The organism is Bacillus sp. MHSD_36, from assembly GCF_030757775.1.
Classification (GTDB): Bacteria; Bacillota; Bacilli; order Bacillales; family Bacillaceae_G; genus Bacillus_A.
Genome location: NZ_JAVBIS010000002.1, coordinates 86374 through 107316, shown reverse-complemented (window position 1 = coordinate 107316; position 20943 = coordinate 86374). Strand labels below are relative to the sequence as shown.

The window sequence follows — 20943 nt, the reverse complement described above, 5'->3', positions numbered from 1 at the left end:
AGGTAAGCATAGAAATTTCGGACACACTAATCGTACATTGCAGCTGGGAGGAATGTACACGTGGATGAAATGTATATGGAAATTAAAGAAGAATTACAATTGATGCGAAAAGAGTTACAAGAGAGGCTAGCTAAAGAGGTCATGCACAAATATGATACAGAGTTTAGCGAAGAGCTTGGATATGAAATTAAGGAAGAGATAAAGAAAAAACTGTTATTACATGATATAAAAGAGGATTTAAAAGATGTAGAACGTGCATTATTCAAAATGGAAATAGATATGTATGGTATTTGTGAAGAAACAGGGAGAGTAATTTCGGTAAAACAAATGAAGACGATGCCGACTGCTCGTACCATTCATGAATTTTTCTATGAAAAAGTAAAGGTATAAATGTGCACAACGATATTATATTACCTTTTTTTAATTTATTTTATTCTTCTATAAAGGTTCATTGTGAAAAGGTTGCAGCTATGCTAAAATTTTGAGGTACACTGTCTTTGTGGGGGAAATGAAAATGATATATTATGTAATAGCATTATTTGTCATTGCCATCGATCAAATATCGAAATGGCTAATTGTAAAGAACATGGAATTGGGTACAAGCATTCCGATTATCGATAATGTATTATACATAACATCACATCGAAATAGAGGAGCTGCCTGGGGCATTTTAGAAAATAAAATGTGGTTTTTCTACATTATTACAGTTGTCTTTGTAGTATTTATCGTAATGTATATGAAAAAATACGCAAAAACGGACAAGCTTCTAGGAATTTCATTAGGTCTAATTTTAGGCGGAGCAATTGGTAACTTTATTGATCGTGTATTTAGACAAGAAGTAGTGGATTTCATTCACGTGTATATTTTCTCGTACAACTATCCAGTATTCAATATAGCTGATTCAGCATTATGTATTGGTGTTGTATTAATTATTATTCAAACATTATTAGAAGGCAAGAAGACGAAGGAGTAATTGAATGAGTGAAGTAGTACAAGTAACAGTTGCAGAAGAACAAAAAAATGAGCGAATTGATAAATTCGTTGCAGGAATAAATAATGAATGGTCACGTACACAAGTACAGCAATGGATTAAAGATGATGTTGTGACAGTTAATGGAAAAACGGTAAAAGGGAATTATAAAGTTAGAGAAAATGATGAAATTACAGTGACGATTCCTGAGCCAGAAGAGTTAGATATTCAACCGGAAGATATGAACTTAGAAATTTATTATGAAGATGCAGATGTACTTGTTGTTAATAAGCCGCGTGGTATGGTTGTGCATCCAGCACCAGGTCATACAAGTGGTACACTTGTGAACGGTCTTATGCACCATTGTACAGACTTATCAGGCATTAATGGTGTGATGCGTCCAGGTATCGTACATCGTATTGATAAGGATACGTCTGGTCTATTAATGGTTGCTAAAAATGACATGGCACACGAATCACTTGTAAATCAACTTGTAGCAAAAACAGTAACAAGACGTTACAAAGCGATTGTACACGGTGTTATTCCGCACGATAAGGGAACAATTGATGCTCCGATTGCTCGTGATAAGAAAGAACGCCAAAGTATGACGGTTGATGAAAATGGTAAACATGCTGTTACGCATTTCCAAGTGTTAGAGCGATTCAAAGATTTCACACTTGTAGAATGTCGCTTAGAAACGGGGCGTACACACCAAATTCGTGTTCATATGAAGTATATTGGCTATCCACTGGCAGGAGATCCAAAGTATGGACCAAAGAAAACATTAGACATGAATGGACAAGCACTTCACGCGGGTATTTTAGGATTTGACCATCCCCGCACAGGTGAATATATTCAGTTTGAGGCACCAATTCCAGAAGTGTTTGAAGACGCATTAAATATTTTACGAAAATAGTATTGACAAATCATAAGAAAACTGAGATACTGACAACAGTTAAATAATGATCCTTTAACACAGCCCCGTGAGGTTGAGAAGGTAACGGTTTGAAATACATAGGGTATGATGTACCCTTTTTCAAAAGTCCTCTCGCACACGTTGAGAGGACTTTTTTTATACCATTACTCTCACGCAAGAAAAAAGCTTGGAGGTGTAGAGCATGCAAGAGAAAGCTGTCGTTTTAGATGACCAAATGATTCGCCGCGCTTTAACACGAATTAGTCATGAAATCGTGGAACGAAATAAAGGTGTCGATAATTGTGTTCTTGTCGGAATTAAAACACGTGGAATTTTTATTGCACAACGTTTAGCAGAACGAATTGGTCAAATTGAAGGAAAAGAAATGGAAGTTGGAGAGTTAGACATTACGTTATATCGTGATGATTTAACACTACAATCGAAAAATAAAGAACCACTTGTAAAAGGTTCTGATATCCCTGTAGATATTACGAAGAAAAAAGTTATCCTTGTGGATGATGTATTATATACAGGCAGAACAGTTCGAGCAGCAATGGATGCTCTTATGGATTTAGGTAGACCATCTCAAATCCAACTGGCGGTTCTTGTTGATAGAGGTCATCGTGAACTACCCATTCGCGCTGACTATGTAGGAAAGAACATTCCAACATCAAGTGAAGAGCGTATTGAAGTTGATTTGCAAGAGACAGATCAACAAGATCGAGTAAGCATATACGATAAGTAAAGCCCTTTTAAATGTAGTCCTGTGAGGCTGCCAAAGGGTCTTGGCTTTCATATGTCAAATTTGGCATACGAAAGTGTAGGACTCTTTGTGCACAGGCACAAAGAGTTTTTTTATTGCAAAGATTTAAACTGAAGGAGGATGTGCAATGGAACAAAAGCCAGTATTAGATGTTAATGAAGTACCGAAACCGGGAAAATGGTTATTTTTAAGTATACAACATTTGTTCGCGATGTTTGGATCAACAGTGCTTGTTCCGTTTTTAACAGGATTGAATCCATCAGTAGCATTAATATCAAGTGGATTAGGAACGTTAGCGTTTCTTCTTATAACGAAAGGTCAAGTACCTGCTTATCTAGGATCATCATTCGCTTTTATCGCACCGATTATAACAGCAAAAACGGCAGGTGGACCGGGAGCAGCAATGCTTGGTGGTTTGCTAGCAGGACTTGTATACATCTTAATCTCACTCGGAATTAAGAAATCAGGATCAGAGTGGATTATGAAATTACTACCACCAATCGTAGTTGGTCCAGTAGTAATGGTAATCGGTTTAGCTTTAGCACACACAGCAGTTAATATGGCGATGAACGGTGCGGATGGTAAATATAGCTTTACACACTTTTCAGTAGCATTAGTAACATTAGCAATTACAATTATCTGCTCTATATTTGGAAGAGGATTTTTCAGTATCATACCAGTGTTACTTGGCATTATCGGAGGATATATTTTCGCTTACTTCCAAGGGCTAGTAGACTTAAAGCCGGTAGCTGAGGCGAAATGGTTTGTTGTACCAGATTTCACAGTGCCATTCGTAACATACACACCAGAGTTTTCATGGAAGATTGTACTCTTGATGGTACCAGTTGCACTAGTAACAATTTCAGAACATATCGGACATCAAATTGTACTAGGAAATGTTATTAAAAGAGATTTAATTGAAAAACCAGGTTTACACCGTTCAATCTTCGGTGATGGAGTAGCAACATTAATCGCATCACTAATCGGTGGACCACCGAATACAACGTATGGTGAAAACATCGGTGTGCTAGCAATTACGAGAGCGTATAGTGTATACTTATTCATCGGTTCAGCAGTGTTCGCAATCCTGTTCGGATTTATCGGTAAGATTTCTGCACTGATTCATTCGATCCCAACACCAGTTATGGGTGGTGTATCAATCTTACTATTCGGTGTAATCGCATCAAGTGGATTACGTATGATGGTAGATGATAAAACAGACCTAAGTGACAAACGAAACTTAATGATTGCATCGGTAATACTAGTAATCGGTATTGGTGGAGCGGTACTGCACGTAGGAGAATCGTTCCAAGTAGAAGGAATGGCACTAGCAGCAATTGTAGGTGTACTGTTAAATTTACTACTACCAGAAACGAAACAAATAAAACAATCTAAGCAGATTGCTTCATAATAATAACCTTTTAATTCAGTCCTGTGAGATTGGAAAGGGTGGCTTCTTTCTTGCACCCTAGTCTCACACGACTAGGGTATTTTTATGCAATAGTTGTTATAAAAATGCAAAAGTGGTAACATAAAAATCAGAAAGATGAGGGATGACGATGAGCCATTTGTTAACGATGAGTGAATTATCGGAAGTAGAAATTTCAGAAATCCTAAAAGACGCAGAAGATTTTGCGAATGGGAAAGAGAGCAAAACGACAGAGCAAACTTTTGTTGCGAACTTGTTCTTTGAGAATAGTACGAGAACGAGATTTAGCTTTGAAGTTGCTGAGAGGAGATTAGGACTTGATGTTTTAAACTTTTCAGCTGATGCATCTAGCGTACAAAAAGGAGAAACATTATACGATACGATAAGAACACTAGAATCAATCGGAACAAAAGCAGTGGTCATCCGCCACGAGCAAGATCGCTACTTCGATGAACTAAAAGATCAGGTAAATATCCCAATCTTAAACGCTGGAGATGGATGTGGAAACCACCCAACGCAGTGCCTGCTCGACCTTCTTACAATTAAACAAGAGTTTGGAAGATTTGAAGGATTGAAGATTGCAATAGTAGGAGATGTTCGTCATAGCCGAGTAGCACGTTCGAATGCAGAAGCATTAACGAAACTGGGTGCAACAATTTACTTTGCAAGTCCAGAAGAGTGGAAAGATGAAGACAACACATTTGGAACATACAAACCACTAGATGAGCTTGTTCCAGAAGTGGATGTAATGATGTTACTTCGTGTACAACATGAGCGTCATGATCATTATGAAACAGACATTATGAAAGAGTATCATGAGAAACACGGATTAACAGTGGAAAGAGAAAAGCGTATGAAAGAAGGAAGCATTATTATGCATCCAGCTCCTGTAAATCGAGATGTTGAAATTGCAAGTGAACTTGTTGAGTGTGAGCGTTCACGCATATTTAAACAAATGGAAAATGGAGTTTACGTAAGAATGGCTGTACTAAAACGCGCCTTACCAAATGTATTAGGAGGAATGAAACATGAATTACTTGTTTAAAAATGGTCGTTATATGAATGAAGAAGGAAAAATCGTAGCAACAGATCTTCTCGTACAAGACGGTAAAATCGCTAAGGTAGCAGAAAATATTACGGCAGATAATGCTGAAGTAATCGATGTGAACGGAAAGTTAATCGCACCTGGATTAGTAGATGTACACGTACATCTTCGCGAACCAGGTGGTGAACATAAAGAAACAATTGAAACAGGTACACTAGCAGCGGCAAAAGGTGGATTCACTACAATTTGTGCAATGCCAAATACACGCCCAGTACCAGATTGCAGAGAACATATGGAAGATCTGCAAAATCGTATTAAAGAAAAAGCGCATGTTAACGTACTACCATACGGAGCAATTACAGTACGCCAAGCGGGTTCTGAAATGACAGATTTCGAAACTTTAAAAGAACTTGGAGCATTTGCTTTCACAGATGACGGTGTAGGCGTACAAGATGCTAGCATGATGTTGGCTGCTATGAAGCGTGCAGCGAAATTAAATATGGCAGTAGTTGCGCACTGTGAAGAGAATACTCTTATTAATAAAGGTTGTGTACATGAAGGGAAGTTTTCTGAGAAACACGGATTAAACGGTATCCCATCAGTATGTGAATCTGTACATATTGCAAGGGATATACTGCTCGCTGAAGCGGCAGATTGTCACTATCACGTATGTCACGTAAGTACGAAAGGCTCAGTACGCGTAATTCGTGATGCAAAGCGCGCTGGAATTAAAGTAACAGCAGAGGTAACACCTCATCACTTAGTGTTATGTGAAGATGATATCCCATCAGCTGATCCAAACTTTAAAATGAACCCACCGCTTCGTGGAAAAGAAGATCATGCAGCATTAATTGAAGGTTTATTAGATGGAACGATCGATATGATCGCAACTGATCATGCACCGCATACAGCGGAAGAGAAAGCACAAGGAATTGAAAGAGCACCATTCGGAATTACTGGTTTTGAAACAGCATTCCCACTTCTATACACAAACCTTGTGAAAAAAGGAATTATTACATTAGAGCAATTGATTCAATTCTTAACAGAAAAGCCAGCTGATACATTCGGCTTAGAAGCAGGTCGCCTAAAAGAAGGTAGAACAGCTGATATTACAATCATTGATTTAGAACAAGAAGAAGAGATTGATCCAACAACATTCTTATCAAAAGGAAAAAATACACCATTCGCAGGTTGGAAATGCCAAGGATGGCCGGTAATGACAATCGTTGGTGGTAAGATCGCATGGCAAAAGGAGAGTGCATTAGTATGAAAAGACAACTTATCTTAGAAGATGGAACAGTATTAATTGGAACAGGTTTCGGAGGAGAAATCGAAAAGTCAGGTGAGGTTGTATTTACAACAGGAATGACTGGATATCAAGAAACATTATCTGATCCATCATATTGCGGTCAAATTGTAACATTCACGTACCCATTAATCGGAAACTACGGCATCAACCGAGACGATTTCGAATCGATTCACCCTTCTGTAAATGGTTTAATTGTAAACGAAATTTGTGATCACCCATCAAACTTCCGTAATGAAATTTCGTTAAATGACTACTTAAAAGAAAGAAATATCCCAGGATTAGCAGGGATTGATACGAGAAAATTAACGAGAAAAATTCGTCAATACGGTACATTACGCGGACGTCTTTGTAACATGGATGCAGATGTAGAATACATCGTGAGCCAATTAAAAGCGACAGTATTTACAGATCATGTAAAACGCGTATCAACGAAAGATCCATACCCAAGCCCAGGTCGCGGACATCGCGTTGTACTAGTAGACTTCGGTATGAAACATGGTATTTTAAGAGAATTAAATAAACGTGATTGTGATGTAATTGTAGTTCCTTACAACACAACAGCTGAAGAAATTTTACGCCTTAGCCCAGATGGAATTATGTTAAGTAATGGACCTGGGGATCCAAAAGATGTACCAGAAGCAATTGAAATGTTAAAAGACATTATCGGTAAAGTTCCTTTATTTGGGATTTGTCTAGGACATCAATTATTCGCTCTAGCATCTGGTGCGAATACAAGTAAGTTGAAATTCGGTCACCGTGGTTTAAACCATCCAGTAAAAAATCTTGCAACTGGAAAAGTAGCAATTACATCTCAAAACCATGGTTACGCAGTAGAAGAAGAATCAGTTGAAAATACAGAACTTGAAATTACACATGTTGCTTTAAATGATGGAACAGTAGAAGGTCTTCGTCATAAGAAGTTCCCAGCATTTACAGTTCAATACCATCCAGAAGCTTCAGCAGGACCAGAAGATGCAAATGATTTATTCGAAGATTTCTTAACAATGATTGAAAACTTCAAGAAAGAAGGGGAAGAGTTATGCCAAAACGCCTAGACATTAACACAATTTTAGTAATCGGATCAGGACCAATTGTAATTGGGCAAGCAGCGGAGTTTGATTACTCTGGAACACAAGCTTGTCAATCTCTGAAAGAGGAAGGTTACAAAGTAATCCTTGTTAACTCTAACCCAGCAACAATTATGACAGACACTGCAACAGCAGATAAAGTATACATTGAGCCTTTAACATTAGAATTCGTAAGCCGAATCATTCGTAAAGAACGTCCAGATGCAATCTTACCAACATTAGGTGGTCAAACAGGTCTAAATATGGCTGTTGAACTTGCAAAATCAGGCGTACTTGATGAGTGCGGAGTTGAAATTTTAGGAACAAAATTATCAGCAATTGAGCAAGCGGAAGATCGTGATTTATTCCGTACATTAATGCAAGATTTAAATGAACCAACACCACCAAGTGAAATCATTCATAACCTTGATGAAGCATATGGCTTTGTAAATGAAATTGGTTATCCAGTAATCGTTCGTCCAGCATTCACATTAGGCGGAACGGGCGGCGGAATTTGCCATAACGAAGAAGAGTTAATTGAAATCGTAACAAGTGGTTTAAAACATAGCCCAGTAACACAATGTTTATTAGAGAAAAGTATCGCTGGCTGTAAAGAAATTGAATACGAAGTAATGCGCGATTCAAATGATAACGCGATTGTAGTATGTAACATGGAAAACATCGATCCAGTTGGTGTTCATACAGGTGATTCAATCGTTGTAGCACCGAGCCAAACGTTAAGCGACCGTGAATACCAAATGTTACGTAACACTTCATTACGAATTATTCGTGCACTAGGAATTGAAGGTGGATGTAACGTTCAGCTTGCACTAGATCCATATAGTTTCCAATACTATGTAATCGAAGTAAACCCACGTGTAAGTCGTTCATCTGCACTAGCATCTAAAGCAACTGGATATCCAATTGCAAAATTAGCAGCGAAAATTGCAGTCGGCTTAACATTAGATGAAATCGTAAACCCAGTAACACAAAAAACATATGCTTGCTTCGAGCCAGCATTAGACTATGTTGTTTCAAAAATTCCACGCTGGCCATTTGATAAGTTTGAATCAGCCAACAGAACACTTGGAACGCAAATGAAAGCAACTGGTGAAGTAATGTCAATCGGACGTAACTTAGAAGAATCATTATTAAAAGCGGTTCGTTCTTTAGAACTTGGCATTTATCACCTAGAATTAGACCACTTAAAAGAACTTGATAAAGAAACGATGAAAAAACGCATTATTAAAGCAGATGATGAGCGACTGTTTATCGTAGCAGAAGCAATTCGTCAAGGTGTAACGAAAGAAGAAATTAATGAATGGTGTGAAATGGACTTCTTCTTCTTACAAAAAGTTGAAAATATCGTAAATATGGAACGCGAAGTAAAAGCGAATGTAGGAAATATGGAAGTACTACAAGCTGCTAAAGAAATGGGCTTCAGCGATCACTACATTGCAGCAGCTTGGAACAAAACGGAGCGCGAGATTTACGATATGCGTAAAGAAAATAATATGATGCCAGTATTCAAAATGGTAGATACTTGTGCAGCAGAGTTTGAATCTGCAACACCGTATTACTACAGCACATACGCTGATGAAAACGAATCAGTTGTAACAGATCGTAAGAGTGTAGTAGTTCTAGGATCTGGTCCAATCCGCATTGGTCAAGGTGTTGAGTTTGACTATGCAACGGTTCACTCAGTATGGGCAATTAAAGAAGCTGGATATGAAGCAATTATCATTAACAATAACCCAGAAACTGTTTCAACAGACTTCAGTATTTCTGACAAATTATACTTTGAACCATTAACGATCGAAGATGTAATGCACATCATTGATTTAGAAAAACCAGAAGGTGTTATCGTTCAGTTCGGTGGGCAAACGGCAATTAACTTAGCTGCGAAATTAGAGGCTCACGGTGTGAAAATCTTAGGAACATCACTTGAAGACTTAGACCGTGCAGAAGATCGTGATAAATTCGAAGCTGCTTTAACAAAACTTGGTATCCCACAACCAGTTGGTAAAACAGCAACGACTGTAGAACAAGCGGTAGCAATCGCAGAAGAAATTGGTTACCCAGTATTAGTAAGACCATCTTACGTACTAGGTGGACGTGCGATGGAAATTGTATATCGTCAAGAAGAACTACTGCACTACATGAAAAATGCAGTTAAAGTTCACGCAGATCACCCAGTATTAATCGACCGTTACATGGTTGGTAAAGAAATTGAAGTAGATGCAATTTCAGACGGTGAGAATGTATTCATTCCAGGTATTATGGAACATATTGAACGCGCTGGAGTTCACTCTGGTGACTCAATTGGAGTATATCCACCACAAAGCTTGTCTGAAAAATTAAAAGAACAAATTATTGAACATACAATAGCACTTGGAAAAGGATTAAACATTGTTGGATTACTAAATATCCAGTTTGTAGTATTCGAAGATCAAGTGTACGTAATTGAAGTAAATCCACGTGCGAGCCGTACAGTACCATTCTTAAGTAAAATTACAGGTGTACCAATGGCAAACGTTGCAACGAAAGTTATTCTAGGGCAAGACCTAGTAGAGCAAGGATACGGAACGGGCTATCACCCAGAAGAGAAAGAAGTATATGTAAAAGCTCCGGTATTCTCATTCGCGAAACTACGCTCAGTTGATACAACATTAGGACCTGAAATGAAATCAACAGGGGAAGTAATGGGTAAAGATTTAACGCTTGAAAAAGCATTATACAAAGGGTTAGTTGCTTCTGGAATTAACATCCCAACTCACGGATCAGTAATCATTACTGTAGCGGATAAAGATAAAGAAGAGGCGATGGAAATTGCAAAACGTTTCCATGAAATTGGCTATAACTTATTAGCAACAGCTGGAACAGCACAATCGTTAGAAGAGAAAAATATTCCAGTACAAGTTGTAAACAAAATTGATTCTGAAGAATACAACTTACTAGATATTATCCGTCAAGGAAAAGCACAATTTGTAATCAATACGCTAACAAAAGGTAAACAACCAGCGCGTGATGGTTTCCGCATTCGCCGTGAATCAGTAGAAAATGGTGTAGCTTGCTTAACATCACTTGATACAACGAGAGCAATCTTACGAGTATTAGAATCTATGACATTCTCAGCTCATTCAATGAAAGAAATTACGCAAACAAAGCGTCACGAGGTGGTACATGCATGATGCAAAAGCAAAATATGATCGTCGTTAATCAAAAAGAAATCGCAAAAAACATTTACGAATTAGTGCTTCAAGGAACATTAGTACAGCAAATGAACGAACCAGGGCAGTTTGTACACATTAAGGTAGCAGAGGGCATTGCGCCCCTTCTGCGCCGCCCGATTAGTATTTGTAATGTAGATCAAGAGAAGAACGAATTTACAATGCTATACCGTGCGGAAGGACAAGGGACAAAAACATTAGCAACTAGAAAACAAGGGGAAATGGTAGATGTACTAGGACCATTAGGACACGGTTTTCCTGTAGAAGAAGCAGAAGCTGGTCAAACAGCTTTACTCGTAGGCGGGGGAATTGGTGTACCACCACTTTATGAATTATCGCAGCGCCTCGTTGCAAAAGGTGTACGTGTTATCCACATCTTAGGTTTCCAAACGAAAGATGTAGTTTTCTATGAAGAGAAATTTGCAGAGCTTGGTGATACGTACGTTGCGACAGTAGACGGTACACACGGTACAAAAGGATTTGTCACAGATGTAATTGATCATTACGGAATTGACTTTGATATTCTTTATTCATGTGGTCCGTTAGCGATGCTTCGTGCATTAGAAGGACGTTACAAAGAGAAAAAAGCCTATATTTCATTAGAAGAACGTATGGGCTGTGGTATTGGAGCTTGTTTCGCATGTGTATGTCACTTACAAGAAGATCCAAGTGGACATTCTTACAAGAAGGTGTGTAGCGACGGACCAGTATTTCCAATCGGGGAGGTTGTACTATGAACAGATTGCAAGTTGAATTACCGGGATTGTCATTAAAAAATCCAATTATACCGGCATCTGGATGCTTTGGATTTGGTCGTGAATATGCACAGTTTTACGATTTAAGTGTACTAGGATCAATCATGATTAAAGCGACGACAGAACAACCACGTTACGGAAATCCGACGCCTCGTGTTGCTGAAACACCGGGCGGCATGTTAAATGCAATCGGACTTCAAAACCCAGGGTTAGAAAAAGTAATGAATTCTGAATTACCATGGTTAGAACAATTTGATCTTCCAATCATTGCGAACGTTGCAGGCTCACAAGCTGAGGATTACGTAGCGGTTGCAAAGGAAATTTCTAAAGCGCCTAATGTCCATGCACTAGAATTAAATATTTCTTGTCCGAACGTAAAAACAGGTGGTATCGCCTTTGGTACAAATCCTGAAATTGCTGCTGATTTAACGAAGCGAGTAAAAGAGGTTTCTGAAGTACCTGTATACGTAAAGTTGTCACCGAACGTGGCAAACATTGTGGAAATTGCAAAAGCAATTGAAAATGCAGGTGCCGATGGTTTAACGATGATTAATACATTGCTTGGTATGCGTCTAGATTTAAAAACAGCTAAACCGATTTTAGCAAACCGTACAGGTGGATTATCAGGTCCTGCGATTAAGCCAGTAGCAATTCGTATGGTACATGAAGTAAGTCAAGCGGTTAACATTCCAATTATCGGAATGGGTGGTATTGAAACAGCGGAAGATGTAATTGAATTCTTCTACGCTGGCGCAAGCGCAGTTGCAGTAGGGACAGCGAACTTTATCGATCCGTTCGTATGTCCGACAATTATTGAAGAGTTACCAGCATTACTAGATGAATTAGGATTTGATCACATTTCGGAATGTCAAGGAAGGAGCTGGAAGCAAACATGTCACAGTCGTTAATCGTTGCACTAGATTTTCCAGGGAAACAAGATGTAGAACAATTCTTGCGCCACTTTGAAGGGGAAGAGTTATTTGTCAAAGTTGGTATGGAGTTATTTTACAAAGAAGGCCCTGCAATTATTACGTACTTAAAAGAAAAAGGACATAAGATTTTTCTAGATTTAAAGCTTCATGATATTCCGAATACAGTAAAAAGCGCTATGCGTAGCCTAGCTAGTCTAGATGTTGATATGGTAAATGTTCATGCTGCTGGGGGAAGCAGTATGATGAAAGCTGCGATTGAGGGATTAGAGGAAGGTAAGCAAGAAGGAAAAGAGAGACCAATTTGTATTGCAGTTACACAACTAACAAGCACTTCGGAAGCTATGATGAAAAAAGAGATCGGCATTGAGAAAACGTTAGAAGAAGCGGTTGCTCATTATGCAAAATTAACGAAAGAAAGTGGACTTGATGGCGTTGTTTGTTCAACGCTTGAAGTTCCCAAATTACGTGAAGTATGCGGAAATGAATTTGTAACAGTAACACCGGGGATTCGTCTTGCAAGCGATGATGTAAATGACCAGGTGCGCGTAGCAACACCGAAACGTGCGAGGGAACTTGGCTCAAGCTACATCGTAGTTGGACGTAGTATTACAAAAGCAGAAAATCCGCTTGAAGCGTATAAAACAGTAAAACAACAGTGGGAAGGTGTAACAGTATGAAAAAAGAAATCGCATCGCATTTATTAGAAATTGGAGCAGTATTTTTACAACCGAATGATCCATTCACATGGTCTTCAGGTATGAAATCACCAATTTATTGTGATAACCGTTTGACTTTATCTTATCCAAAAGTACGTCAGGCGATTGCAGCTGGATTAGAAGAATTAATTAAAGAGCACTTCCCAACTGTAGAAGTTATTGCAGGAACAGCAACTGCTGGTATTGCGCACGCTGCATGGGTAAGCGATCGTATGGATTTACCAATGTGCTACGTACGTAGTAAAGCAAAAGGTCACGGTAAAGGGAACCAAATCGAAGGAAAAGCTGAAAAAGGTCAAAAAGTAGTAGTAGTAGAAGACTTAATTTCAACTGGCGGTAGTGCAATTACATGTGTAGAAGCACTTCGCGAAGCTGGCTGTGAAGTTTTAGGAATCGTATCAATCTTCACATACGAGCTAGAAGCAGGAAAAGAAAAATTAGAAGCAGCTAACGTAGCATCATATTCTTTAAGCGACTACAGTACATTAACTGAAGTAGCAGCAGAAAAAGGTATGATTGGACAAGCTGAAACGAAAAAATTACAAGAGTGGCGTAAAAATCCAGCTAACGAAGCTTGGATCACAGCGTAACACGAAAAAAGACGACCGCGGGGGAACGCGGTCGTTTTTTATATCATTGTTATAATTTCATGTAAAGAACGGATAGTAGGAACGTCACATTTGAGTTGCAAATTATCACGATTTAACCATATTCCTTGCATTCCAGCTGCTGTACTACTAATTGCATCAGTTTCTAATCGATCACCAATATAATAGCAATCTTTCATTTCAAGATTTGATTGTAATACAGTTCGTTGAAAAATTTGAGGATCTGGTTTTGATACACCAATTTCACTAGAAGTAAATATGTGTTTGAAATATTGTAGAATGTTTAGAGCAGTTAACTTTTCGACTTGTTGCTCATATTCACCGTTGCTAATGATACCTAATGAGTATCCTTCTTGTTGTAAAGTCTGTAATGTATGGTGTACATCTTCAAATGCTACCCAGTTGTTCTTATATAGTTCTATATATTGATTGAATTTATGCTGAGATTCCTCGGATGATAAGTTTACTCCATATGTTTTAAATAAATGGTACATTCGCATCCTTTGTTGTTTTTGAAAAGATAATTCTTTGGACAAAAATTTGTTGAAATATTCTTCTGATAATTCATGCCAGACTTTTGTGGCCTCTGATTCATTGCCCGAAAAAATAGTAGTATATATTTGAAAAAAATCTATAATACCATTTCTTTCCGCAGCCTCATAATCAAGTAAAGTTCCATCGACATCAAAGAAAATCATATGACAATCTCCTTGCTAACAACTATTTAGCGTTTTCCGCAACTTCATATCCTCTCACAAACAATAGTGTCATATAAGAAACAATAAATGAGAAGATGCTGTACATACCAACCCAAAAGAAAAATTTTGGAGTAAGGGCGATAACACCTATTATTAAAAAACTAGCAAACGTTACAATCGGCATTACGTAATACGTTTTAGTCTTACGTGTTCCCATAACAGAAACGATAAAGATAAGTAATGGACAAATTAATAAGACGAAAATCAATTCATTCATAGGTATGTCCCCTTTTCTAATAGAAGTAATCTGTTTCTCGTAAACGTTTTGAAATAAATGCTCTCCTAATATAATTTCGCTATGTAATAACGAATCCCTTTTGAAAACCAGTAACTCATGATGAATTTTACAAGCAAAAAACGTAAGCAAGAGAACACTTGCTTACGTTATAGGATAAACATCGCAACGATAGTGGTGACAATTAAACCGATAACAACCGGTAAAAAGTTTCGGCGTGCAAGTTCAAATGGATCTACCTTGCAAATCGCAGCAGCAGGAATAAGCGCCCAAGGAATTAACGTCCCGCCCCCGGTCCAAATTGCTGCAATTTGCCCGAGTGCTGTTAATGTAGCTGTTCCATGCCCAAGTGCTGTTCCGAAAAGGTTCGCAATGGAACCAGCAAGTGATATACCTGAAAAACCTGATCCATCTAAGCCGGTAATGACACCAACGATAGTTAAAGTTCCTGCCGATACATATTGATTTAAAGGAACAGTTTGAGATAAAGCGATTCCTAAGTCATTAATGATTCCGTGTGAACCTTTCGGTAAATAGTCCCCGATAATTTTCACAAAGCCGCTATCTCCTAAATAAAAGAGTGCGGCGATTGGAATAACTGGTCCGAAAATTTTAAATCCAAATTGAAGACCTTCTATAAAATAATCGGTCGTTTTATTCAGTCCCTTTCCTTTGTAGGCGATGAGAGAAATGATGATAATCATAATAACAGTCGTCCCGCCGATCAGTGCAGTGGCATCGCTTCCTTGTAGTTTAAATTGAATCATGCAAAGGATATCAATGATATATACGATAGGGATACATATGGCGAGCCATTTCTTTATGCGAGGAGATAATAAAATAGTAGTTTTAGATGATTCAGTTGATGAAGAGGTGTCTTGCAGTGATAATCCTGTATGAAATTCTTTTCGTAAGAAGAAAAAAGCGACGGAGGTTGTCACAATGCTCATAACAATTACGAGAGGGACACTGGCAGAAACAACGCTAGAAACAGGAAGGCCAGCAGCATCCGCAGTTAATTTTGGTGCACCTTGAATAACGAAGTCGCCAGATAAGGCGATGCCATGTCCGAATAAATTCATAGCAATGGCAACTCCAATTGGCGGAAGACCGACGCGTACAGCGACGGGTAATAAAATAGCTCCCATTAAAGCGACAGCTGGAGAAGGCCAAAAGAAGAAAGAAATTGTCATCATTAAAAGGCCGATAATCCAATAGGCGAGGGTAGGGGTACGAATCATTTTTGTAAACGGTGAAATCATCGTGTCATTTATACCAGTATGAACGAGTAGATTGCTCATTGATACGATAATGGAGATGATTAATATAGTTGGTAATAGTTCAGTAATAGCATAAATGAAACTTTGAAAAATACCGCTAACGGCAAGAGGGATAGAACTTGTTGCGGTTAATGCTAGTAAAAAGATAAAAACGATACAAATAATCGTCGTATCTTTACGGAGAATAAAAAAGGTAATGATAGTGAGTAAACAAAGAATATAGAGAGCATGCAACAGCGTTAATTCAACTCCCATAACATTCACATCCTTTAGGCGTTCGTGTAGTTTATTGTATGAAAGCAGTGAAAGTATGTGAGTATAGGAAAAAGAAAAAAGTAAAATTTCATGTACTGTAATAGTAAGTACGATAAATGGATGTTACAATACAATTAATCCTAAAAATGGAATTCGAGGAGGCTTATGCGCAAAAAAATTGGGTTTTGGGGATTCATCCTCTCTTGTAGTCTATTAATCATTTTACATTTGTTTACAAGCAATGAATAGATCAGTATCATACCTGCTTTCGAGTTTGTTTTTGTACTGTTATATAACTGGGATGATATGAAACAATATAGTAAGAAAAGTATCGGAATTATGATAGGTGTCATTGTTGTTTGCTCATTTTTCGTAGGGTTTATTTTAATAGAAGAGCAGAAACAAATAGAGAAAATGTCTATTTTTCAAGAGTGGATGTCTTCTGCGAAGGGGCTTTATATTGTCATTGTAGTTGTTGTTTTTCTAAGAATTGTTATAAGGACAGCAAGTTACATATTAAAGGAGAACTAGAACGGGTGAATGTGAATGAGAGAGAAAATAGGGTATTATGGTGTGCTCGTTTGTTTACTAGTATCAGTTATTTCAGGACAATTTTTAAAAAGCGAATGGGTGCCGATTATATTATGTATAGCAGTATTAATTTTTGCTCCTATGTATCGCTGGGATGAATGGAAAGCATATAGCCGAAAAAAGAAAATTGTCTTCAGTATCGAGTTTGTCATTATCATTAGCACAATTCCATTTTTGTTATTGAAAGGAAATAAGATCATAGACGGAATTGTAATGTTTCAAGGGTGGTTATTTATTGCGAAATTGCTATATTTAATCTGTATAGTAATGTCAGTAGCGGTAATCGCTAAAAAAGTAAACGAAAAGTTATTCGTTAATGAATAAAAGAAACTGCCACCTTATTCGGTGGCAGTTTCTCATTTTGCTGAATGAGCTTTTTGCATCTTTTTAACTAAACGAATTTGTCCGCGATGATTGATTTCATCTTCAAATACGTGAAACCACTTAAAGTAGTTATTTGCTGGTTTGTCATACCAAAAGTCTGTCGTTTTAAATAGCCATTCATCAGGTAACGATTGAAAAGTCTCAATCGTTTTGGAACGTACTTCTTGTAATGTGTCTATGTAAAATTCCATAGAGTTTCCTTTTATTTTCTCGCGGCCAAGATCTCCTAACTCAATAGCAGGTAACCAACGGTCTAATTCAGTTTCTGTTAGTTCACGGTCTTCAAAAGTATGAATCTGGTAGTAAAATTCAATAGCGGCCATATGGTACAATAACATGCCAATTGAATTTGCATCTTCATCATATAAATAATCAAGTTCTTCAATTGTTAAACCTTCCACCGCTTGCATTGTTGTATAGCGAGCGTAATTCATCATGGAAACAAGTTTTGAAAATTCAGGCTGTAAACCATCTATCTTACCAATTACAAAATTCAATTTAAATTCCCCCTCTTTAAACGATGACCCCAGAGAAAGAATTCTATGTGCAACGAAAAACTCCTTTAAAAAAGGTCATGATTTCAACAAGGAATAACAATTAGTTCCCGACTTGATTTTGTAATAACTTCATATCCGTCTTTTGTAATGACTATATCGTCTTCAATTCTACAGCCACCCCAGTTTGGTATGTAAATACCAGGTTCAACTGTAACAACCATACCTTCTTCTAAAGTAGCCTTACTTTCTTGGGATAGGCGAAGTGGTTCATGGATTTCTAATCCAAGACCATGACCAGTAGAGTGTCCAAAATATTGACCGTATCCATGTTCTGTAATGTAGCCTCTCGTAATATCATCGATACTTTTCGCAGTTTCTCCAGGCTTAATTGCTTCAGTCCCACGTTTTAACGCTTCTCGTACAACATTGTATATCTTTTTGAATTCTTCTGATGGTTCCCCGATTGTTACAGTACGAGTTATATCAGAACAATATCCGTCGTAAAGTGCACCGAAATCTAATGTAACGATATCGCCTCGTTCAATTATTTTATTTGATGCAACTCCATGAGGGAGAGAAGAACGAACGCCAGAAGCTACAATAATTTGAAATGATGAGGATGTAGCCCCTTTTTTTCGCATGAAAAATTCTAACTCATCTCGTACATCATTTTCACTTATTCCCGGTTTTAGAAACGTAAGAATGTAGTGAAATGCTTCGTCTGCGATATTAGCTGCAATTTTAATTGTTTCTATTTCAGGTGTGTCTTTAATAATACGGATATTTTCGATGATTTCGCATACTTGAACCATTTCCGCATGTACGTACTTTTGTAAGTTTTTATATTGTTGTAATGTCATGTTATTTTCTTCAATTCCGAGTTTTTGAATGTTTAAGTTTGAGACTTGATGTGCAATTTCTTTTTCCAAATTTCCTTTATGCATAATAATTTCAGCATCTTTTATTTGTGATTTCGCTTGATCTACATAGCGAAAATCAGTTATAAAAACAGCTTGATCCGCAGAGATTAAAACGATGCCAGCACTACCAGTGAAGCCAGTTGCGTATTGGCGATTTTCTTTTTTTGTAATAAGCAATCCGTCAATTTCATAGTTTTGTAGTTGATTTTGGATTTTATTAATTTTTAAAGTCATGTTAAATCCCCCTATTCATAGTATTAAAAAAGCAAATAGCGTGCCAAAATGTATATTTGAAGAAAAGATAGTAGGGACAACATATATTTTAGGGGAGACAGTTTGTTCATAAAATCTAAATTGCTTCAATAAATAGCCGGGAGATGAAAAAATATTGATTGGAGTTACACTTGTACTTTATTTACATGCTGTAAAAAAATTTATACAAATATAAAATGTAACTGTCAATTTTTTTGACAATATGGAATGGATATAGCAACTAACTTGAAAACATATAAAAAATGCGTTGCTTATAAGCAACGCATTTTTTATATTTACGCTTTTAATTTCATTACAGTATCAGCATCTGGTGTTACATAAACTGTTTGCTGATTGTCGTACGTAACAAAACCAAGTTTTGCGCCACTCGGTTTTTTGACATGGCGTATTCTGGTGAAATCAACAGGTACGGAGCTAGACTCTTTTGCTTTACTGTAATAGGCAGCAATTTTGGCAGCTTCTAGTAAAGTTTCTTCAGCAGGCTCTAAAGAACGAATGACAACGTGAGAACCAGGTATGTCTTTCGTATGTAACCAAATTTCATCACGGCGGGCAAATTTCGTTGTTAAATAATCATTTTGTTTATTGTTTTTACCAACGAAAATCTCTGTGCCATCACTTGCTACATATTTATCTAATACTGGTTTAGTAGGCTTTTTCTTCGCGTTTTTCGTTTTACGGTTGCGCATATAACCTTCTTCAGCTAATTCCTCTCGAATTTCTTCAATATCTTTTGAAGAAGCAGCTTCCATTTGTTGAAGTAAGCTATCAAAATAAAGAATTTCTTCATTTGTTTTTTCAATTTGTTCTTCAACAACAACAACTGAATTTTTCGCTTTTTGGTACTTTTGGAAATAGCGTTGCGCATTTTCAGATGGCGTTTTTAAAGGATCTAATGTGATCTTTACAGTTCCGCCATTTTCATCATAATAGTTAACGACCTCAATATCTTTATCACCTTTTTTCAAAGCGTACATATTGGCTGTAAGTAGTTCTCCAAATAGTTGATATTTATCTGCTTTTCCAGCATCTTGTAATGTTTTTTGTAGTTTAATGAGTTTTTTTTCATTTTTATTTTTTTCGTTTTGCATAAAGCGCTCTAAATCATGGGCTTGCTGTTTTACACGGTCGCGCTCTGCTTTTCCGAAAAAGAAACGGTCTAGCAATTCACTAACAGATGAGAACGTCTTGTTTTCCCCTTGCAAATGTGCAAGAGGGAAGAGGTAGAAAAATTCTTTCCCATTTGAAGTAGTCATCGTTGGTGAATATGTATGAGTTAATAATGGTTTTTGTATGGAGAAAAATGCGTCCGCTAATGCTTTTTCATTTACCATACCAGCTTTTTTTACTACTTCTTTTGCGAATAACGGCGATATTCCCGTAAAGGTGCCGACAAGCTGTTTATCCATGTTTCCAGATAAGAAGTCTAGCGGTCTAATAAATTCCTCATCTGTTGCAATCTGAAGCGGGTTAATTTTATGTTGTGCTGGTGGCGCAACATATTCAGCTCCAGCGTATACAGTTCGATGTCGGTTTACGGCTAAAGAAACGTGTTTTAAGCTATCTAAAATATTATTTGTTTTTGTGTCTACTAAAATGATGTTACTATGTCGTCCCATTATTTCAATTACTAATGTTTTTAGCGATTCATCACCAATTTCATTTCTGCTTCGCACAGTAATTTGAATAATGCGCTCTAAATCAATTTGTTCAATTTTTTCAATGAATCCACCTTCTAAATGCTTACGAAGAAGCATACAAAACATTGGCGGAAGTGCAGGTGAATCGTAATTTTGATTTGTTAAGTGTAAACGTGCATATGTCGGATGAGCGGAAAGAATCAGTTTTTGATTTTTTCCGTTTGCTCGAATATGTAATAAAATCTCATATTTTGAAGGTTGATATATTTTTGAAATTCTCCCCGTGTAAAGAGAATTTGCAATTTCATGTGTAATTGCTCTTGTAAATAATCCATCGAATGCCATAAAAACACTCCTTTCTAACTAAAAG

General features: G+C 37.3%; 20 protein-coding genes and 1 pseudogene. 15 read left to right on the top strand and 6 right to left on the bottom strand.

Annotated elements, in window-relative coordinates:
- Positions 1 to 60: 60 nt before the first annotated feature.
- The 13 genes from Q9B79_RS08525 to pyrE all read left to right on the top strand — a co-directional run bounded on the left by Q9B79_RS08525 (position 61) and on the right by pyrE (position 13722).
- Positions 61 to 390 carry a TraR/DksA family transcriptional regulator gene (locus Q9B79_RS08525; protein WP_306183422.1) on the top strand — a complete coding sequence of 110 codons (330 nt, stop codon included), beginning with the start codon at positions 61 to 63 and terminating at the stop codon, positions 388 to 390.
- Positions 391 to 514: 124 nt separating this feature from the next.
- Positions 515 to 973: a lipoprotein signal peptidase LspA gene (gene lspA, locus Q9B79_RS08520; protein WP_001980603.1), complete on the top strand. Its 459-nt coding sequence runs from the start codon at positions 515 to 517 to the stop codon at positions 971 to 973.
- Between the two features lie 4 nt (positions 974 to 977).
- Positions 978 to 1886 (top strand): RluA family pseudouridine synthase, encoded by a 909-nt coding sequence (locus tag Q9B79_RS08515; protein WP_306183421.1) that lies wholly within the window; start codon positions 978 to 980, stop codon positions 1884 to 1886.
- A 202-nt stretch (positions 1887 to 2088) separates the two neighbouring features.
- The gene (gene pyrR, locus Q9B79_RS08510; protein WP_001156491.1) at positions 2089 to 2631 is read left to right on the top strand and encodes a bifunctional pyrimidine operon transcriptional regulator/uracil phosphoribosyltransferase; all 543 of its coding nucleotides are present in this window, start codon (positions 2089 to 2091) and stop codon (positions 2629 to 2631) included.
- Positions 2632 to 2776: 145 nt separating this feature from the next.
- Complete coding sequence (gene uraA / locus Q9B79_RS08505; RefSeq protein WP_306183418.1) at positions 2777 to 4060, top strand: uracil permease; 1284 nt, start codon at positions 2777 to 2779, stop codon at positions 4058 to 4060.
- A gap of 148 nt (positions 4061 to 4208) precedes the next feature.
- Positions 4209 to 5123: an aspartate carbamoyltransferase gene (gene pyrB / locus Q9B79_RS08500; protein WP_306183417.1), complete on the top strand. Its 915-nt coding sequence runs from the start codon at positions 4209 to 4211 to the stop codon at positions 5121 to 5123.
- Entirely contained in the window at positions 5107 to 6393 is a 1287-nt protein-coding gene (gene pyrC, locus Q9B79_RS08495; RefSeq protein ID WP_001108374.1) for a dihydroorotase, read from the top strand. The genes pyrB and pyrC overlap by 17 nt, the downstream gene beginning before the upstream one ends.
- Positions 6390 to 7487 carry a carbamoyl phosphate synthase small subunit gene (locus tag Q9B79_RS08490; RefSeq protein ID WP_000828682.1) on the top strand — a complete coding sequence of 366 codons (1098 nt, stop codon included), beginning with the start codon at positions 6390 to 6392 and terminating at the stop codon, positions 7485 to 7487. The genes pyrC and Q9B79_RS08490 overlap by 4 nt, the downstream gene beginning before the upstream one ends.
- The gene (gene carB, locus Q9B79_RS08485; RefSeq protein WP_306183413.1) at positions 7472 to 10690 is read left to right on the top strand and encodes a carbamoyl-phosphate synthase large subunit; all 3219 of its coding nucleotides are present in this window, start codon (positions 7472 to 7474) and stop codon (positions 10688 to 10690) included. The genes Q9B79_RS08490 and carB overlap by 16 nt, the downstream gene beginning before the upstream one ends.
- Positions 10687 to 11466, top strand: coding sequence for a dihydroorotate oxidase B electron transfer subunit (gene pyrK, locus Q9B79_RS08480; RefSeq protein ID WP_000983358.1), 780 nt, complete (start codon positions 10687 to 10689; stop codon positions 11464 to 11466). The genes carB and pyrK overlap by 4 nt, the downstream gene beginning before the upstream one ends.
- Positions 11463 to 12392, top strand: a complete 930-nt coding sequence (gene pyrD, locus Q9B79_RS08475) for a dihydroorotate oxidase B catalytic subunit (RefSeq protein WP_001081057.1) — start codon at positions 11463 to 11465, stop codon at positions 12390 to 12392. Before pyrK ends, pyrD begins: the two co-directional genes overlap by 4 nt.
- Positions 12377 to 13093: an orotidine-5'-phosphate decarboxylase gene (gene pyrF / locus Q9B79_RS08470; RefSeq protein WP_000083496.1), complete on the top strand. Its 717-nt coding sequence runs from the start codon at positions 12377 to 12379 to the stop codon at positions 13091 to 13093. The genes pyrD and pyrF overlap by 16 nt, the downstream gene beginning before the upstream one ends.
- Complete coding sequence (gene pyrE, locus Q9B79_RS08465; RefSeq protein ID WP_087966309.1) at positions 13090 to 13722, top strand: orotate phosphoribosyltransferase; 633 nt, start codon at positions 13090 to 13092, stop codon at positions 13720 to 13722. Before pyrF ends, pyrE begins: the two co-directional genes overlap by 4 nt.
- A 38-nt stretch (positions 13723 to 13760) precedes the next feature.
- Here the strand turns inward: pyrE and Q9B79_RS08460 are convergent, their stop codons facing one another.
- From Q9B79_RS08460 to Q9B79_RS08450, 3 genes are all read right to left on the bottom strand, one after another.
- On the bottom strand, positions 13761 to 14438 hold the full coding sequence (locus Q9B79_RS08460; protein ID WP_306183410.1) for an HAD family hydrolase: 678 nt from the start codon (positions 14436 to 14438) through the stop codon (positions 13761 to 13763).
- A 22-nt stretch (positions 14439 to 14460) separates the two neighbouring features.
- Complete coding sequence (locus Q9B79_RS08455; protein ID WP_212955009.1) at positions 14461 to 14715, bottom strand: YbeF family protein; 255 nt, start codon at positions 14713 to 14715, stop codon at positions 14461 to 14463.
- A gap of 167 nt (positions 14716 to 14882) precedes the next feature.
- Complete coding sequence (locus Q9B79_RS08450) at positions 14883 to 16268, bottom strand: hypothetical protein (protein ID WP_306183406.1); 1386 nt, start codon at positions 16266 to 16268, stop codon at positions 14883 to 14885.
- Positions 16269 to 16433: 165 nt separating this feature from the next.
- Here Q9B79_RS08450 and Q9B79_RS08445 point away from each other — a divergent pair.
- Positions 16434 to 16799: pseudogene (locus Q9B79_RS08445) on the top strand (YoqO family protein).
- Between the two features lie 15 nt (positions 16800 to 16814).
- Positions 16815 to 17183 (top strand): YoqO family protein, encoded by a 369-nt coding sequence (locus Q9B79_RS08440; protein ID WP_306183404.1) that lies wholly within the window; start codon positions 16815 to 16817, stop codon positions 17181 to 17183.
- Between the two features lie 32 nt (positions 17184 to 17215).
- Here Q9B79_RS08440 and Q9B79_RS08435 read toward each other — a convergent pair whose 3' ends face one another.
- From Q9B79_RS08435 to Q9B79_RS08425, 3 genes are all read right to left on the bottom strand, one after another.
- Positions 17216 to 17740, bottom strand: coding sequence for a DinB family protein (locus Q9B79_RS08435; RefSeq protein ID WP_306183402.1), 525 nt, complete (start codon positions 17738 to 17740; stop codon positions 17216 to 17218).
- Positions 17741 to 17823: 83 nt separating this feature from the next.
- The gene (locus tag Q9B79_RS08430; RefSeq protein WP_306183401.1) at positions 17824 to 18894 is read right to left on the bottom strand and encodes a M24 family metallopeptidase; all 1071 of its coding nucleotides are present in this window, start codon (positions 18892 to 18894) and stop codon (positions 17824 to 17826) included.
- Between the two features lie 314 nt (positions 18895 to 19208).
- Positions 19209 to 20918, bottom strand: a complete 1710-nt coding sequence (locus Q9B79_RS08425) for an Rqc2 family fibronectin-binding protein (protein WP_306183399.1) — start codon at positions 20916 to 20918, stop codon at positions 19209 to 19211.
- Positions 20919 to 20943 lie beyond the last annotated feature (25 nt).

Coding starts and splice junctions, on each gene's coding strand:
- pyrK (WP_000983358.1), top strand. CDS start 10,687: ATGATGCAAAAGCAAAATATGATCGTCGTTAATCAAAAAGAAATCGCA.
- Q9B79_RS08460 (WP_306183410.1), bottom strand. CDS start 14,438: ATGATTTTCTTTGATGTCGATGGAACTTTACTTGATTATGAGGCTGCG.
- pyrF (WP_000083496.1), top strand. CDS start 12,377: ATGTCACAGTCGTTAATCGTTGCACTAGATTTTCCAGGGAAACAAGAT.
- lspA (WP_001980603.1), top strand. CDS start 515: ATGATATATTATGTAATAGCATTATTTGTCATTGCCATCGATCAAATA.
- pyrE (WP_087966309.1), top strand. CDS start 13,090: ATGAAAAAAGAAATCGCATCGCATTTATTAGAAATTGGAGCAGTATTT.
- Q9B79_RS08430 (WP_306183401.1), bottom strand. CDS start 18,894: ATGACTTTAAAAATTAATAAAATCCAAAATCAACTACAAAACTATGAA.
- Q9B79_RS08490 (WP_000828682.1), top strand. CDS start 6,390: ATGAAAAGACAACTTATCTTAGAAGATGGAACAGTATTAATTGGAACA.
- Q9B79_RS08455 (WP_212955009.1), bottom strand. CDS start 14,715: ATGAATGAATTGATTTTCGTCTTATTAATTTGTCCATTACTTATCTTT.
- Q9B79_RS08440 (WP_306183404.1), top strand. CDS start 16,815: ATGAGAGAGAAAATAGGGTATTATGGTGTGCTCGTTTGTTTACTAGTA.
- Q9B79_RS08450 (WP_306183406.1), bottom strand. CDS start 16,268: ATGGGAGTTGAATTAACGCTGTTGCATGCTCTCTATATTCTTTGTTTA.
- pyrB (WP_306183417.1), top strand. CDS start 4,209: ATGAGCCATTTGTTAACGATGAGTGAATTATCGGAAGTAGAAATTTCA.
- pyrD (WP_001081057.1), top strand. CDS start 11,463: ATGAACAGATTGCAAGTTGAATTACCGGGATTGTCATTAAAAAATCCA.
- Q9B79_RS08515 (WP_306183421.1), top strand. CDS start 978: ATGAGTGAAGTAGTACAAGTAACAGTTGCAGAAGAACAAAAAAATGAG.
- uraA (WP_306183418.1), top strand. CDS start 2,777: ATGGAACAAAAGCCAGTATTAGATGTTAATGAAGTACCGAAACCGGGA.
- pyrR (WP_001156491.1), top strand. CDS start 2,089: ATGCAAGAGAAAGCTGTCGTTTTAGATGACCAAATGATTCGCCGCGCT.
- carB (WP_306183413.1), top strand. CDS start 7,472: ATGCCAAAACGCCTAGACATTAACACAATTTTAGTAATCGGATCAGGA.
- pyrC (WP_001108374.1), top strand. CDS start 5,107: ATGAATTACTTGTTTAAAAATGGTCGTTATATGAATGAAGAAGGAAAA.
- Q9B79_RS08425 (WP_306183399.1), bottom strand. CDS start 20,918: ATGGCATTCGATGGATTATTTACAAGAGCAATTACACATGAAATTGCA.